The 15206-nt window shown below is 61.8% G+C and carries 11 protein-coding genes; 6 read left to right on the top strand and 5 right to left on the bottom strand.

Translation table 11 applies throughout. From position 1 onward, the window contains the following. Positions 1-59 precede the first annotated feature (59 nt). Together QRN10_RS09785 and QRN10_RS09780 are read left to right on the top strand one after the other, a co-directional pair. Positions 60-2096, top strand: a complete 2037-nt coding sequence (locus QRN10_RS09785; protein ID WP_285428303.1) for a hypothetical protein — start codon at positions 60-62, stop codon at positions 2094-2096. 250 nt (positions 2097-2346) lie between these two features. Beyond that, positions 2347-4605 carry an autotransporter outer membrane beta-barrel domain-containing protein gene (locus QRN10_RS09780; protein WP_285428302.1) on the top strand — a complete coding sequence of 753 codons (2259 nt, stop codon included), beginning with the start codon at positions 2347-2349 and terminating at the stop codon, positions 4603-4605. 52 nt (positions 4606-4657) lie between these two features. Here the strand turns inward: QRN10_RS09780 and QRN10_RS09775 are convergent, their stop codons facing one another. The 5 genes from QRN10_RS09775 to QRN10_RS09755 form a co-directional block, all read right to left on the bottom strand. Next, the gene (locus tag QRN10_RS09775) at positions 4658-5254 is read right to left on the bottom strand and encodes a LysE family translocator (RefSeq protein ID WP_285428301.1); all 597 of its coding nucleotides are present in this window, start codon (positions 5252-5254) and stop codon (positions 4658-4660) included. Positions 5255-5308: 54 nt separating this feature from the next. Further along, positions 5309-6148 (bottom strand): AraC family transcriptional regulator, encoded by an 840-nt coding sequence (locus QRN10_RS09770; RefSeq protein WP_266249043.1) that lies wholly within the window; start codon positions 6146-6148, stop codon positions 5309-5311. A gap of 71 nt (positions 6149-6219) precedes the next feature. After that, a complete protein-coding gene (locus tag QRN10_RS09765) occupies positions 6220-6861 on the bottom strand; it encodes a DUF1345 domain-containing protein (RefSeq protein WP_181077298.1) in 642 nt (213 codons plus the stop codon). Positions 6862-6975: 114 nt separating this feature from the next. Next, positions 6976-10068: a multidrug efflux RND transporter permease subunit gene (locus QRN10_RS09760; protein ID WP_285428300.1), complete on the bottom strand. Its 3093-nt coding sequence runs from the start codon at positions 10066-10068 to the stop codon at positions 6976-6978. Between the two features lie 2 nt (positions 10069-10070). Continuing rightward, positions 10071-11225, bottom strand: a complete 1155-nt coding sequence (locus tag QRN10_RS09755) for an efflux RND transporter periplasmic adaptor subunit (protein WP_266249045.1) — start codon at positions 11223-11225, stop codon at positions 10071-10073. 228 nt (positions 11226-11453) lie between these two features. On the opposite strand from QRN10_RS09755, the gene QRN10_RS09750 reads away from it, so the two are divergent. From QRN10_RS09750 to QRN10_RS09735, 4 genes are all read left to right on the top strand, one after another. After that, the gene (locus QRN10_RS09750) at positions 11454-12155 is read left to right on the top strand and encodes a response regulator (protein WP_181077303.1); all 702 of its coding nucleotides are present in this window, start codon (positions 11454-11456) and stop codon (positions 12153-12155) included. Between the two features lie 3 nt (positions 12156-12158). Next, positions 12159-13463, top strand: a complete 1305-nt coding sequence (locus QRN10_RS09745) for an ATP-binding protein (RefSeq protein ID WP_181077305.1) — start codon at positions 12159-12161, stop codon at positions 13461-13463. Between the two features lie 66 nt (positions 13464-13529). Then, on the top strand, positions 13530-14300 hold the full coding sequence (locus tag QRN10_RS09740) for a class I SAM-dependent methyltransferase (RefSeq protein WP_285428299.1): 771 nt from the start codon (positions 13530-13532) through the stop codon (positions 14298-14300). Positions 14301-14392: 92 nt separating this feature from the next. Further along, positions 14393-15178, top strand: coding sequence for a sulfite exporter TauE/SafE family protein (locus tag QRN10_RS09735; RefSeq protein ID WP_285428298.1), 786 nt, complete (start codon positions 14393-14395; stop codon positions 15176-15178). The last annotated feature ends 28 nt before the right edge of the window (positions 15179-15206 follow it).

Raw genomic sequence — 15206 nt, 5'->3', positions numbered from 1 at the left:
CGTGTGCTGTCGCACGCCTTGAGAACGCTGTGTTAGTTAACCAACGCTGGAGAATAATGATGGAAAAGAAAACGCTGGAACTTATCCGTTGCTTTGAAACTCGTCGTCGAGCAGCCCCTCAATTGAATGCCTTGCCCGATGGTTCCTACGAGGGCCAGGTGTCGGGGTTTCCCGGTTTAATCAATCGCAATACCGCGCTCAAAGAAACCATGGAATTTTTAATTCCTCGTTGGGATGATTTCAGTACGGACCAAAGTTTCCCGGACACTGTGAGTGTGTGGATGTGGCCATTGGATGACCCTCGACCGGCCGACCCATTCACGACATTTACGGTGTCCTCCCCCCCGGCAACCGGTGTGCCGGTCAATATTGCACTGGCGCGGCGGCCACCTGGCGTTCACCTCTTGCTATACAGCGTATTCGTTGACAACGTCGGTAATACCAGTGAATCGTTACCTCAGCCGCTGATCGTTGACCTTGCGGGTCCTTATTACAGCCACGTGGGGCCGATCCCTGCGCCGCTGCCTCCGGCAGATTTGCCAACGCCTGCCACCTTGGCGTATTTCCAAGGGTTGCCTAATGAAACCGCGCTGTTTTCTGTGCCTGATTATGTGGCGAACGGGCGGGCAGAGGGTGACTATGTCTTGTTGTACTACAACAATTCGGATACGCCCTATCTGCCTACCGCTGGCAGTAGCGATCCGAAATGGGTGCTTCCTACCAATTTGACAATCCCCTTGCCATTGTCGGTTGTCCAAGGCAGTGAAGATGGATTGCGCAGTTTGCGCTACGAGTTGTACGACGCGGCGGGCAACCCTGCGAGACTGTCGTCCCAGTTTGTTTTTGATGTGGGGCTGTTTCCTGCGCCAACTAACTTCAAGGCGCCCACTGTCGATTTGGCGGTACCCGGCGATCAACTGATTGATCGTAACGACGCCGCGCAACTCAATGGCGCGATCATTCGTATACCGGCCTACGACAACTTTCTGCGAGGAATTGACGGTGACATTCTCAGTGTGACCTTGACAACCTCTTTGGGCTCACGAACGCTGCCCGATGTGCCGCTGGGCAGCAATGCTTTTCCGGTGCCGGTACATGCTGACTATCCAACCCTGCTTCAGATTTATGGGGCGACGGAAGGGGCATTGGAGACGACCGTTTCCTACGTCGTCAAACGTCGCTCAGTCAACTACTCTTCGCTGTTGACCGCACTAACGGACCTGGACCTCTTCGTGGTGGGACCAACCAATCCGGACGAGCCGAGCCTGATCAACCCTAATCTGAACGTGGCATTGGTCAAGGGCGAGGATGCATCAGGTGTTGAGGGTGCGGATAATGAGCTGACGCCTGAGCACGCAAACCGGCCAGCCAATGTACATATAACGCTGTGGGACACTCCCCCCACGCCCGACGCCAGTCCCTTCACGATCTATCTCTATTACGAGGGCGTATTGGCTGACACCCTGTTCGTACCCAGCGGTATGGCATCTCAGGAGGTAACGCTGCAGATCCCGTGGAACATCATTGCCGATCATAGCAATGGAACGAAGAGGGTGCATTACACCATCGGCTCGACAGGCACTTCGAACAGGCAATATTCGCCCACAACCCCAGTAGAGGTCACGGCCAACATCATTTCACTCCTTGCTCCAACTATTCGTAAACTGGTAGGCGGCGGAGATGGAATTGTCAATTGCACCAGCTTCGTGCCCGCACTGGGCAATATCGTAGTTCATGTTAAGCCCTCAGAGCATTTCACCTTGAACATGATTGTCAGGGTGCATTGGCGAGGTTACCGGGATGACTTGGGTGCGGACGAAGTCACTGCAGTCTATGGATTCAAGGACTCGCCGCCGCTGACGCAAGCCATGTTGAACGCTGGATTCGAGGTCGAACTGGAGGACTACTTCACACGCTTCAAACCGATTCAACCCACTACCGCTGACCGGCTCGCCGGTTCAGCCAGGGTTCACTACACCATTACGTTGCATGGCGAAACGGTTTCTTCCGCTGAAGCCACACCACGGGTGCGTGGCCATCTAGTAGGCGGGACTAACGTGACTTTCTGCGACGGAACCCCCGTGCCGGCACCGTAGGGGTCTCAGTTGTCGCCAAAGGGAGGCACGGCCTCCCTTTGGCGTTTTTTATAACGATCTTTGGACGCTGGGCATCCCTTGGTCAGGATTACTTGCCGTGTAGCCCTTTAATGACGGCACTTGGGATTAGTCCTACATAAAGTGGTAACCACTCTGGATAACTTTGGCGGCGTTCGATTGGCAGGGTCCCACGTACTTTGGAACCGGCCAGTTTCTTCCGTAATGGAATGCCAACCCAGAGGTTCGTTACATGTCATCCGTATTCAATTTCAAACCTTCGCCCTTGAGTCTCGCACTGAGAGTCAAGGCTGTCACCCTGCTCATGGTTATGGCTCATGCAGCCGAAGCCCGAGTGGTCACCGGGCCTGACGAGTATGTCCGCCCAGGTCCCGCACCGGATCGTTTTGAATTACTCCCAGGTTCCGGTCTGACGGTCGAGGGTGCTGTCACCAAGGATATTCGCGCTCGATCCGCTACATTGACGGTCACGCCGGGCAGTTCTACCCAAGATATTACTGCGACTGATTCGCAGGTCCGCATCAGCGGCTCCGACGTCATCGCTCGCAGCACGGCCAACGCTGCTGTTCATGCTGTCGGCGGCAGCAACGTGTTGATCAGCGACAGTAATGTCATTCATAGCAACGGTACTGCTTTGATGGCTGGACGCTCCTTGGGCGGGATCGATGGCTCCAATATCAAAGTGGTCAATAGCACCATCACCGGCACCAATCGCGGCGCGAGTGCCAGCGCCTACAGCGTGCTGGATTTTACCGGCTCTCGCATCGAGGCGACGAACGCCAATGGCGTTGGTGTTTCACTGATGAGCGGACAAGCCTTCGCCACCCAAAGCCACATTGTGGGAGGGGCAAATGGTGTGCAAATGGGCATTGACGGCTCCTCCGGCGTGCTGGACAGCACACTGGTACTGGAGGGGTCCAGCGTCCAAGGCACGAATGGCGCGGCGATCCTCGCAAGGGCCGGTACTAAGGCCGATATCCAGGTGCGCAACGGTTCGACCCTTACCGGCGGCAACGGCAATATCCTGGAAGTCACCGGTGGGTCCACCGCCAACATGAACGTCGACTTCAGCTATCTGATCGGCGATGTAATGGTCGAAGAAGGCAGCACCGCCACGTTGCAACTCAACAACGGTTCGTCGCTCACCGGCCAGCTGAAAAACGTGGCCGAGCTGAGCGTGAATACTGCTTCGCAGTGGGTGCTGGTGGGTGACAGTACTGTCGAGGCCTTGAAGATGGGCGGCGGTGCCGTGCACTTCGGCGCGCCGGATGAATTCTACCAACTGGACGTGAAGAGCCTGGAAGGCAATGGCACCTTCGTCATGCACACCGACTTCTCCACTCACCAGACGGACTTCCTCAATGTGGAAGGCCGTGCCGAAGGCAACCATAGCCTGTTGCTGAACGCCACCGGTTCGGAGCTGGCCAGTGGCGAGCAGATCAAGGTGGTGCACACCGAGGGCGGTGACGCACACTTCTCCCTGGTGGGCGATACCGTGGATATCGGCGCCTACGCCTATGGTTTGCAGAAGGATGGCACCGACTGGTTGCTGGACCCGACGCGCAAAGGCACCAGCACCAGCGCCCATTCGGTACTGGCCTTGTTCAACAGCGCGCCGACCGTGTTATACGGCGAGTCGTCCATCCTGCGTACTCGCATGGGGGAACTGCGTTTCAGCGAAGGCAAGAACAACGGCCTGTGGATGCGCAGCTATGGCAACAAGCACGAAGTGGCCGCGAACAAGAACGGCGCCGGCTATTCGCAAACGCAAAAGGGTTTCACCATCGGTGCCGATGCGCCGTTGTCCAGCGGCGACGGCCAGTGGCTGGCGGGTGTGATGGCCGGTCACAGCTCCTCGGACCTGAGCCTCACCCGTGGCAGCAAAGGCGAGGTCAAGAGCTACTATCTGGGGGCCTACGCCACTTGGCTGGATGACGAGAGCGGTCTGTATTTCGATGCCGTCGCCAAGCTCAACCGCTTGCACAACGATGTCGATGTGACCATGAGCGATGGCAAGAAGGCCAAGGGCAGCTACGCGCAGAATGCGGTAGGTGCTTCGGCGGAGGTCGGTCGCCACATCAAGCTGGACAACGATTTCTTCGTTGAACCTTACGGCCAATTGGCGGCGACGATTACTCAGGCGCAGAGCTATGAGCTGTCCAACGGTCTGCAGGCCAAGGGCGACCGTTCCAGTTCCGTGGTCGGTAAGGTCGGCGTAACCGCTGGTATGGACATTCAGCTGGAAAGCGGCGGTGTGTTGCAGCCGTACCTGCGTACGGCCGTTGCCCATGAGTTCGACCAGAGCAACAAGGTGTTCATCAACAACCAGAGTTTCAACAATGATCTGTCCGGTTCGCGCATCGAACTGGCAGCGGGTGTGGCCATGGCGGTCAGCAAGAACGTCAAGCTGCATGCGGACGTGGAAACCAGCAAGGGCAAGAAAATCGATCAGCCGTGGGGTGTCAACTTCGGCGTGCGTTACGATTTCTAAGGCACTTGTGTACTTCAACAACGGGAAGCTTCGGCTTCCCCTTTTTTTGTCTTCAAATCAGTACGCTCAGCCAGGTCGAACCCAGCAGCAGGGCCATGCTTCGGTTGAAGCGTTGCATGGCCTTGGCCGAGCGCAACACTCGACCCGACCCCGCGCCCAACATGGCCCAGACTCCGAGGCAGGGCAGGGACACCACGAAAAACACCAGGGACAGGTACAGCACCTGGCTCTGGCGTTCGGCGCCATGGCCGGCAAATACGCTGACCACCGCCAACGCCATCATCCAGGTCTTGGGGTTGACCAATTGCAGGCTGGCGGCGCCGGCCAGACCGAGGCGTTTTTGCGTCGAGCGCACACCGATGGCCTGGGCGGGCGTGCGGTAAATCTGCCAGGCCAGATAGCTCAGCCAAGCCACCCCGGCCCATTGCATCGCCAGTTGCACCCTGGGCAGCCGAACCAGAGACTCGCCCACGCCCGAGCCCACCAGCAACACGATGCCCGCCGCGCCGGCGCCCGCGCCGAAAATGATCGGCAACGCGGCCTTGAAGCCATACCGCGCGCTGTTGCTGAGCACCAGGATATTGGTAGGGCCGGGGGTGATCGAAGCCACGAAAGCGAACAGCATGAACGGCAGCAAAGTGGACAACATGGCGGGTGACTCCGGTAAACCAATCGATGGAGTCGATCTTCACAAGCCGCCGGGTTATCTGTCTGGAAGATTTGAGCAGCGCCTGCGGTAGGCGGCGGGGGTCAGGCCATAGGCGCGCATAAACCAGCGGCCCATGTGGCTCTGGTCGGCGAAGCCCAGGGCAATCGCCACATCGGCGGGTTGTTCGCCCTTGGCCAGTAAATGCCGGGCACGGGCCAGGCGCAGTTGCACCAGGTAGGCATGGGGCGGCAGGCCGAACGCGCTTTTGAAGGCGCGGCTCAAGCGAAAGCGGTCGACGCCGCAGGCCAGCGCCAGTTCGTGCATGCCCACGTCGTGATGCAGGTGCGCATGCAGGTATTCCCGAGCCTTGTGGGCCACCTGCGGCAGACGCGGATCGTCGCCGTAGCGTGTGCGCCAGTGAAGGTGTCCGGTGAGGCGTTCGAGCAATTGGTCCATGGCGCGCTGGCGTACGATGCGCAACTCGCCGCGGTGCAGGGTCTGGAACGCTTGGCTGGTGGCGAAAGCCAGGCGTGGGTCGTCGGCCAGGGTGCTGACGAAACTCAGCTGGCTGTCGACCGGTGCCTCTTCGAATACGGTGCTCACTTCCCGTGTCAGCCAATGCGGGTCGAGGTAGAGCATGTGATAGGTAAAACCGTCGGCGGTCGGCGCGTCGCCGTCATGCAGCTCGCCGGGCTCCACCAGGAACACCTGGCCGGGCACGCTGTCGTGGCGGGTGCGGCGGCAATTGAATTGCTGCACGCCTTGCTCGGTCACGCCGATCAGGTAGCTGTCATGCCAGTGGGGGTCGTAGGCGTGGCCTTCGAAATGCGCGCGCAGCGTTTCGATGCCGGTGTCGGTGTCCTGGGACAGGTCGATCCAATTGTGCGCGGTCATAACCCCCTCGACGGTGTGTAAAACGGTATTAGCGGCCCGTGCGGCATGGGCGTCTAGAAGGTTTATGCAGCCTAGCCGAACAGGCCGGCGGCGATGTTGATCGAGAAACCCAGGATCGCGGTGTTGAACAGAAACCCGATCAGCGATTGTCCCAACACCACCTTGCGCATACCACGGGTCGCCACGCCCACGTCGGAGGTCTGCACGGCCACGCCGATGGTGAAGGAGAAGTACAGAAAGTCCCAATAGTTGGGTGTGAGCAGGCCCTCGGCAAAGCGCAACGCCGGTTCCTTGCCGGTCCAGGTGTAATACAGGCGAGCGTAGTGCACGCTGAAAATCACCCCGATCAACAGCCACGAACCGATCACCGTCAAGCCGGTAAAACCGTAGTGCAGCAGGCGTGCCGAGGTTGCCAGGTCTTTGCTGCCCACCAGCTCGAAGGTGATGGTGGCCAGGCTCGCGATGGCGGCGATGCACACCGTGAACAGCACCAGCCCGGCATTCTCGTCTTCGACTTCGGCGATGCGCTTGACGTCCTCGGCCTTGGCCCGGCGCGTCAGCCACAACATCAGCAGCAGGTAGGTCCAGACGCCGGCATTCCAGCCGATCAGAATTTTGCCGGTGACGGTTCCGGACGGCGCCAGGATACCCACCGCAAGGCCAAGGACGGCGGCGGCGGAGAGACGCGGATGGGTGCGGGCAAGGAAGGGCATGGCGCTCACGATTCGGGGGAATAGTGAGCAACATAGGTTGAGCAGCTGCAGGCTGCAAGCTTCAAGCGGCAAGTTGAAGCAAGGGTGCTCCGGCTGGCCGCTTGAAGCTGACAGTCAGCGACTGCGCTTGCGCACCAGCTTCATCACCACCACAAAGAACACCGGTACAAACACCACCGCCAAGGTCGCGGTGACCATCCCGCCGATTACCCCGGTACCAATCGCCTGCTGGCTCGCCGAGCTGGCCCCGGTGGCAATGGCCAGCGGCACCACGCCAAGGATGAACGCCAGCGAGGTCATGATGATCGGCCGCAACCGCAACCGCGCCGCCTTGAGGGTGGCATCGATCAGGTCTTCGCCCTGGTCATACAGGTCCTTGGCGAACTCGATGATCAGGATCGCGTTCTTCGCCGACAGGCCGATGATGGTGATCAGGCCCACCTTGAAAAACACATCGTTGGGCATACCGCGCAAGCTCACCGCCAGCACCGCGCCGAGCACGCCCAGCGGCACTACCAGCAATACCGAGGTCGGGATCGACCAGCTTTCATACAGCGCCGCCAGGCACAGGAACACGATCAGCAGCGACAGCCCCAGCAGTATCGGAGCCTGTGAGCCGGACAGGCGTTCCTGCAGCGACAGCCCGGTCCATTCCTGACCCAGGCCCGCCGGCAATTGGCTGACCAGGCGCTGGATTTCCGTCATTGCCTCGCCGGTGCTGTAGCCCGGTGCCGCCTCGCCGGAAATGGCGATGGCCGGATAGCCGTTGTAGCGCGTCAGTTGCGCCGGGCCCTGGGTCCACTTGGCTTGTACGAAGGCCGACAGCGGCACCATCTTGCCGGATTCGTTGCGCACATGGATCTTCAGCAGGTCCTCGACCTGGCTGCGCCGGTCGCCTTCGGCCTGCACCACCACGCGCTGCATGCGGCCCTGGTTGGGGAAGTCGTTGACATAGGCCGAGCCAATCGCCGAAGACAGCACATTGCCCACCTCGGCGAAGGACACCCCCAGCGCGTTGGCCTGCTTGCGGTCGACCTCCAACTGCACCTGGGGCGCCTCGGCCAGGGCGCTTTCGCGCACATTGGCCAGGATCGGGCTTTTCTCCGCCAGGGCCAGCAGTTCGGTGCGCGCCGCCATCAATGCGGCATGGCCGACGCCCCCGCGATCCTGCAGGCGGAACTCGAAACCACTGGACGTGCCCAGGCCATCCACCGGCGGCGGCAGCACCGCGTAGGCGATTGCGTCCTTGAGCTCGCTGAAGGCGCCATTGGCGCGCTCGGCAATCGAAGCGGCGGAATCGTCGCTGCCGCGCTGCGACCAGTCCTTGAGCGTGGTAAACGCCAGTGCCGCGTTCTGCCCCGAACCGGAGAAACTGAAACCCATGATCATGGTGGTATCGCCCACCCCCGGCTCGCCGGCGTTATGCGCTTCGATCTGCTCGGCCACCTGCACCGTGCGGTTCTTGCTGGCCCCCGGCGGCAGTTGGATATCGGTGATGGTGTAGCCCTGGTCCTCCACCGGCAGGAACGAGGCGGGCAGGCGCACGAACAGCACGCCCATGCCCACCAGCAGCACCAGGTAGATCAGCAGATAGCGGCCGCTGCGCTTGAGCGCATAAGCCACCCAACCGGTATAGCGCTCGGTGAGGCGCTCGAAGCGCTGGTTGAACCAGCCGAAGAAGCCGCCCTTGGCATGGTGCTCGCCCTTGGCGATCGGCTTGAGCAATGTGGCGCACAGCGCCGGGGTCAAGGTCAGGGCAAGAAACGCCGAGAACAGGATCGAGGTGGCCATCGACAGTGAGAACTGCTGGTAGATCACCCCCACGGACCCAGCCATGAACGCCATCGGCAGGAACACCGCCACCAGCACCAGGGTAATGCCGATGATCGCGCCGGTGATCTGGCCCATGGCCTTACGCGTCGCTTCCTTGGGCGACAGGCCCTCGGTGACCATGATCCGTTCGACGTTCTCCACCACCACGATGGCGTCGTCCACCAGGATGCCGATGGCCAGCACCATGCCGAACATGGTCAGCACGTTGATCGAGAAGCCCAGCAGCAACATGGTGGCGAAGGTGCCCATCAACGCAATCGGCACCACCAGGGTCGGGATCAGGGTGTAGCGCACGTTCTGCAGGAACAGGAACATCACCGCGAACACCAGCGCCATGGCCTCCAGCAGGGTGTAGACCACCTTGGTGATCGAGACTTTGACGAAAGGCGAGGTGTCGTACGGGATCTTGTATTCCACGTTCGCCGGAAAATACCGCGACAGCTCGTCCATCTTCGCCCGCACCAGGGTTGCGGTGTTCAGCGCATTGGCGCCCGGTGCCAACTGCACGCTGACGGCGGTGGAGGGTTTGCCGTTCAGGCGCGTGGAAAACTGGTATTCCTGGCTGCCGATTTCCACCCGCGCCACATCGCCGATGCGCACGGTGGAGCCGTCCGGGTTGGCCTTGAGCACGATGTCGGCGAATTCCGCCGGGGTCGACAACTGGCCTTTGACCAGGATCGCAGCGGTGATTTCCTGGGTGTTGGTGCCCGGCAAGTCGCCGATACTGCCGGCCGAGACTTGGGCGTTCTGCGCGGCGATGGCGGCGTTCACGTCGGCCGGGGTCAGGTTGAAGCCGATCAGCTTCTGCGGGTCGATCCAGATGCGCATGGCGCGCTCGGCGCCGTACAGTTGGGCCTTGCCCACCCCGTCCAGGCGCTTGAGTTCGTTCATCACGTTGCGCGCCAGGTAATCGCTGAGCGCGACGTCATCGAGCTTGCCGTCGTTGGAGGTGAGGGTCACCAGCAGCAGGAAGCCCGCGGAGACTTTTTCCACCTGCAGACCCTGTTGCGTCACGGCCTGGGGCAAGCGCGGCTCCACGGCCTTGAGGCGGTTCTGCACATCCACCTGGGCCATTTCCGGGTTGGTGCCGGGTTGGAAGGTGGCGGTGATCGTCGCCGAACCCAGGCTGCTCTGGGATTCGAAATACAACAGGTGATCGGCGCCGTTGAGTTCCTGTTCGATCAGGCTCACCACGCTCTCATCCAGGGTCTGCGCCGAGGCACCGGGGTACACCGCGTAAATTTCCACTTTCGGCGGCGCAACGTTGGGGTATTGGGCCACCGGCAATTGCGGGATGGCCAGCAGGCCGGCGAGCAGAATGAACAGGGCCACCACCCAGGCGAAGACCGGGCGGTCGATGAAAAACTGCGGCATGCTCAGGAATCCTTCTTGGCCAGCTTGGCCGGGCTGTCGTCCACTTGGACTTTCTCACCGGGCCGCGCGTGCTGCAGGCCTTCCACGATGATGCGGTCACCGGGTTTGAGGCCATGGCTGACCACCCAGCGATCGCCGACCACCGCGCCCAGTTCCACCGGTTGCTGGCTTACGGTCTGCTCGGCGTCCAGCAGCAGTACCATGGGGATGCCGGCGCTGTCGCGGGTGATGGCGCGCTGCGGCACGCTCAGGCCTTGGGTATCCACGGCCTGTTCCAGGCGCACCCGCACGAAGCTGCCGGGCAGCAGGTCCAGGTCCGGGTTGGGGAACTCGCTGCGCAGGATGATCTGCCCGGTGCCCGGGTCGACGCTGATTTCAGCGAACAGTAGTTTGCCCGGCAGCGGGTAGAGGCTGCCGTCATCCAGGATCAACGTGGCCTTGGCCTGGTCCTGGCCGACCTGCTTCAGGCTGCCGGCGCGAAAGGCGCGGCGCAGGTCGTTCAGCTCACGGGTGGATTGGGTGAGGTCGGCGTGAATCGGGTCCAGTTGCTGGATGATCGCCAGTGGCGTGGCTTCGTTCTGGCCGACCAATGCGCCTTCGGTGACCAGCGCGCGGCCGATGCGTCCGGAAATCGGTGCGGTCACGGTGGCGTAGCCCAGGTTCAGCCTGGCGCGCTCGACGGCGGCTTTGTTGGCGGCGACTTCGGCTTGGGTCTGGCGTACGGCGGCGCGGGCGTTGTCGTAGTCCTGGCCACTGATGGCGTTGCCTTCCACCAACTGGCTGTAGCGCTGTTCCTGCAGGCGCGCCTGGAACGCATTGGCCTCGGCCTTGCTCAGATTGGCCTTGGCGCTGTCCAGGTCGGCCTTGAAGGGGGCCGGGTCAATGCGAAACAACACGTCGCCCTGTTTGACGTCGTGGCCTTCCTTGAACACCTGTTGCATCACCACGCCGGCCACCCGCGCGCGCACTTCGGCGATGCGCGGCGCGGCAATGCGCCCGCTCAATTCGCTGCTGATGGACAGGGGTTTGGCCTCAAGGGTTTCGATGCGCACTTTGGCCACGGGCATTTCCGGCGTTTCGTCGGCCGACTGGTCACAGGCACTCAGGGCCAGCGTCAGGGCCAGCAGGCAAAACGGCGCAAACAGATTCTTCGACATGCTCTTATCCCAATAATGACTGGCGCATCCTAAAGGCACCTGCGCCGTGGTGCTGTGAAGCTGTGTAGGTCGTCTGTGAAGAAATGTAAGGTGCGGCGCGCGGGGCGCCGAGGGCGTATATCCTTGCACAATCCTGCAAACATTGAAGATCCAACATGGGAGGGGGAAAGCCTCCTCCCAAAGTGGGTTTGTGTACGACACATCACTGCATTTTTTGGAAACACCTTCATGCCCAACATCCTTCTGGTGGAAGACGACGCCGCACTATCCGAGCTGATCGCCAGCTACCTGGAACGCAACGGCTACCACGTCAACGTGCTCAGCCGTGGCGACCTGGTGCAAGAACGCGCGCGCCGCGATCCGCCGGACCTGGTGATTCTCGACCTGATGCTGCCGGGGCTTGACGGCCTGCAGGTGTGCCGCCTGCTGCGCGCCGATTCGGCCTGCCTGCCGATCCTGATGCTCACCGCGCGCGACGACAGCCACGACCAGGTGCTGGGCCTGGAAATGGGCGCCGATGACTACGTCACCAAACCCTGCGAACCCCGCGTGCTGCTGGCGCGGGTGCGTACCTTGCTGCGCCGCAGCAGTTTGTCCGAGCCCCAGGTGGCCAACGACCGGATCCTGATGGGCAACCTGTGCATCGACCTGTCGGAGCGCACCGTGACCTGGCGCGACCAGGCGGTGGAGCTGTCCAGCGGCGAATACAACCTGCTGGTGGTGCTGGCGCGGCACGCCGGCGAAGTGCTCAGCCGCGACCAGATCCTGCAACGCCTGCGCGGTATCGAGTTCAACGGCACCGACCGCTCGGTGGACGTGGCCATCTCCAAGCTGCGGCGCAAGTTCGACGACCATGCCGGCGAAGCCCGCAAGATCAAAACGGTGTGGGGCAAGGGCTACCTGTTCAGCCGTTCCGAGTGGGAATGCTGAACCATGCTGCGCGTGCTGATTCGCCTCTTCCTGATCACCATCGTCACCTATAGCGCCGCGATCTACCTGATTCCCAAGCTGGTGATCCAGCTGTTCGAACACCGTTACCTGAACTACAACATCGAGCAGACCCGTGGCCAGCAGCACCTGATCGTCAAGCAGTACCAGCGTGCACCGGTGGAGCGCTGGTCCCAGGTGACCGAGCAACTGGGGCGTGACTTCGCCCCGCTGAGCGTGCAATTGCTGCTGCGCCAGGACGCGAGCTATACCCCGGAAGAAGCGCGTTTGCTGGAGCAGGGCAGACCGGTGGTGCGCCTGGGCGAGTGGGGCTGGATGGAAGAGATCAGCTCGCCGATCAACGATCAGTTCGTGGTCAAGCTGACCGTCCCGCCGGACCCGCTGGACATGAACCTGCTGTATTGGGCGATCAACGTGCTGATCGTCGCGGCGCTGCTGGTGTGCCTGCTGGCCTGGTTGCGCCCGCACTGGCGCGATCTGGAACGCTTGAAAAGCACCGCCGCGCAGTTGGGCCAGGGTAACCTGACGGAGCGCACGGGCGTTCCCGCCCATTCCAGTATCGGCAGCCTGGCGGCGGTGTTCGACACCATGGCCGACGACATCGAGCACCTGCTCAATCAGCAGCGCGATCTGCTCAACGCGGTCTCCCACGAACTGCGCACGCCGCTCACGCGTCTGGATTTCGGCCTGGCCCTGGCGCTTTCCGAAGACCTGCCCCCAGCCAGTCGCGAGCGTCTGCACGGCCTGGTGGCGCATATTCGCGAGCTGGATGAGCTGGTGCTGGAACTGCTGTCCTACAGCCGCCTGCAGAACCCGGCGCAGTTGCCGGAGCGGGTGGACGTGGTGCTCGATGAATTTATCGACAGCGTGCTGGGCAGCGTCGACGACGAACTGGAAAACCCCGAAATTGTCATCGACGTGGTGCTCGACTGCGCCATCGAGCGTTTCAGCCTTGACCCGCGCCTCACCGCCCGCGCGTTGCAGAATCTGTTGCGCAACGCCACGCGCTATTGCGAAACACGCATCCAGGTGGGCGTCAAGGTGTGCCCCAAGGGCTGCGAAATCTGGGTGGACGATGACGGCATCGGCATTCCGCTGGACCAGCGAGAGCGTATCTTCGAACCGTTCTACCGTCTCGACCGTAGCCGCGACCGCGCCACCGGCGGCTTCGGCCTGGGCCTGGCCATCAGTCGGCGCGCGCTGGAGGCCCAGGGCGGCACGCTCACGGCGCAGGCGTCACCGCTGGGCGGCGCGCGGTTTCGGGTGTGGTTGCCCAGCAGCGCGAGCTGATCGGCCTGCAGGCAGGTGAGCAAAAGAGCATACTGTGGCCCCGTTTTACCCGAGGAGAGATTGGCCATGACTGCCGTTCACGCGTCTGCTCAACTAGGTTTCTCAACCCAGGCCGCCACCTACGCCCAGGGGCGTCCGGATTACCCCCGCCAGCTCACGGGCTGGCTCAGCGAGACGCTGGGGGTTACCAGCCAGTCGACGGTGATCGACCTGGGCGCCGGCACCGGCAAGTTCACGCGGTTGCTCAGCAGCCTGGCGCCGACGCTTATCGCCGTAGAACCCGTGGCACAGATGGGCGAGCAACTGCTCAAGGCATTGCCCGGTGTACGTCTGGTTTCCGGTACCGCCGACGCCATGCCCCTGGACACCGCGAGTGCCGACGTCGTCGTGTGTGCGCAGGCCTTCCACTGGTTCGCCACACAGGCGGCATTGGCGCAAATTCACCGTGTACTCAAGCCCGATGGGCGCCTGGGCCTGGTGTGGAATGTGCGCGACGAGTCGGTGGACTGGGTGGCGGCGATCACCGAGATCATCACGCCTTATGAAGGCGACACTCCACGGTTCCACACCGGCCATTGGCGTAATGCCTTGCGCGGCGATTATTTTTCCATGCCCGAACTGACCTGTTTTGCCTACCAGCACGTAGGCAGCCCCCAGGAAGTGATCATCGATCGTTTCCTCTCGGTGAGTTTCATCGCGGCGCTGCCGGACCCGCAAAAAGCCAGCGTCACCGCGCAACTGCGCACCCTGATCGACACCCATCCCGACCTGCGCGGGCGTGAGACCGTAGCGTTTCCGTACCAGACGCAGGCCTACCTGTGTCGGCGGCTGGCTTAAAAGGCATAAAGTCAGATCATATTGATATAAGTGGTTATAAGAAAAATCGCTATCCTGCGGCCAGAAATTTATATGGCCGCAGGTAGCTGTTCATGGAAGTGGGTAACGTTGGTTTCGTCATTGCCGGCCTGATCGTGGGTTTTATCGTCGGCATGACCGGCGTCGGTGGCGGCTCGTTGATGACGCCGATTCTGTTGTGGTTCGGCATCAACCCGGCCACCGCCGTGGGCACCGACCTGCTGTACGCCGCCATCACCAAATCCGGTGGCGTGCTGGTGCACAGCAGGAACAAAAACATCGACTGGACCATCACCGGCTGGCTGACCCTCGGCAGCGTGCCCGCCGTGCTGCTGACCCTGTGGTTCCTGGCTACCCTGCACACCGACCCCAGCACGATGAACGCGGTGATCAAGCAGGCCCTCGGTGTGGTGCTGCTGCTGACTGCGCTGGCGATCCTGTTCAAGAAAACCCTGTTGGCCTTCGCTCAGCGTCACGCGGGCGACAGCTACCACATGAACCCGCGCAACCTGAATGCCTTGACGGTGCTCACCGGCGCGATCCTCGGCACCATGGTTGCCTTGACGTCCATCGGCGCCGGCGCCCTGGGTACCGTGGCGCTGTTTATCCTCTATCCGTTCCTGGCCACGCGCCGCCTGGTGGGCACCGAAATCGCCCACGCCGTGCCGCTGACCCTGGTGGCGGGCCTTGGCCATGCCGGGATGGGCAATATGGACTGGCACCTGTTGGGGTTTCTGTTGATGGGCTCGTTGCCGGGGATTTACATCGGCAGCCACATGACCGGCAAGATCCCGGACGGTGTATTGCGTCCCTGCCTGGCGGTCATGTTGATGGCCGTCGGTTACAAGTTGGCGTTCTGAGGTGGGAGGGGGCAAACCCCTCCCACAG

Source organism: Pseudomonas sp. lyk4-R2A-8 (assembly GCF_030209095.1).
In the GTDB taxonomy this organism is placed as follows: Bacteria; Pseudomonadota; Gammaproteobacteria; order Pseudomonadales; family Pseudomonadaceae; genus Aquipseudomonas; species Aquipseudomonas quebecensis.
This window is presented reverse-complemented; position numbering and strand designations above follow the sequence as displayed.

Coding starts and splice junctions, on each gene's coding strand:
- QRN10_RS09785 (WP_285428303.1), top strand. CDS start 60: ATGGAAAAGAAAACGCTGGAACTTATCCGTTGCTTTGAAACTCGTCGT.
- QRN10_RS09780 (WP_285428302.1), top strand. CDS start 2,347: ATGTCATCCGTATTCAATTTCAAACCTTCGCCCTTGAGTCTCGCACTG.
- QRN10_RS09775 (WP_285428301.1), bottom strand. CDS start 5,254: ATGTTGTCCACTTTGCTGCCGTTCATGCTGTTCGCTTTCGTGGCTTCG.
- QRN10_RS09770 (WP_266249043.1), bottom strand. CDS start 6,148: ATGACCGCGCACAATTGGATCGACCTGTCCCAGGACACCGACACCGGC.
- QRN10_RS09765 (WP_181077298.1), bottom strand. CDS start 6,861: ATGCCCTTCCTTGCCCGCACCCATCCGCGTCTCTCCGCCGCCGCCGTC.
- QRN10_RS09760 (WP_285428300.1), bottom strand. CDS start 10,068: ATGCCGCAGTTTTTCATCGACCGCCCGGTCTTCGCCTGGGTGGTGGCC.
- QRN10_RS09755 (WP_266249045.1), bottom strand. CDS start 11,225: ATGTCGAAGAATCTGTTTGCGCCGTTTTGCCTGCTGGCCCTGACGCTG.
- QRN10_RS09750 (WP_181077303.1), top strand. CDS start 11,454: ATGCCCAACATCCTTCTGGTGGAAGACGACGCCGCACTATCCGAGCTG.
- QRN10_RS09745 (WP_181077305.1), top strand. CDS start 12,159: ATGCTGCGCGTGCTGATTCGCCTCTTCCTGATCACCATCGTCACCTAT.
- QRN10_RS09740 (WP_285428299.1), top strand. CDS start 13,530: ATGACTGCCGTTCACGCGTCTGCTCAACTAGGTTTCTCAACCCAGGCC.
- QRN10_RS09735 (WP_285428298.1), top strand. CDS start 14,393: ATGGAAGTGGGTAACGTTGGTTTCGTCATTGCCGGCCTGATCGTGGGT.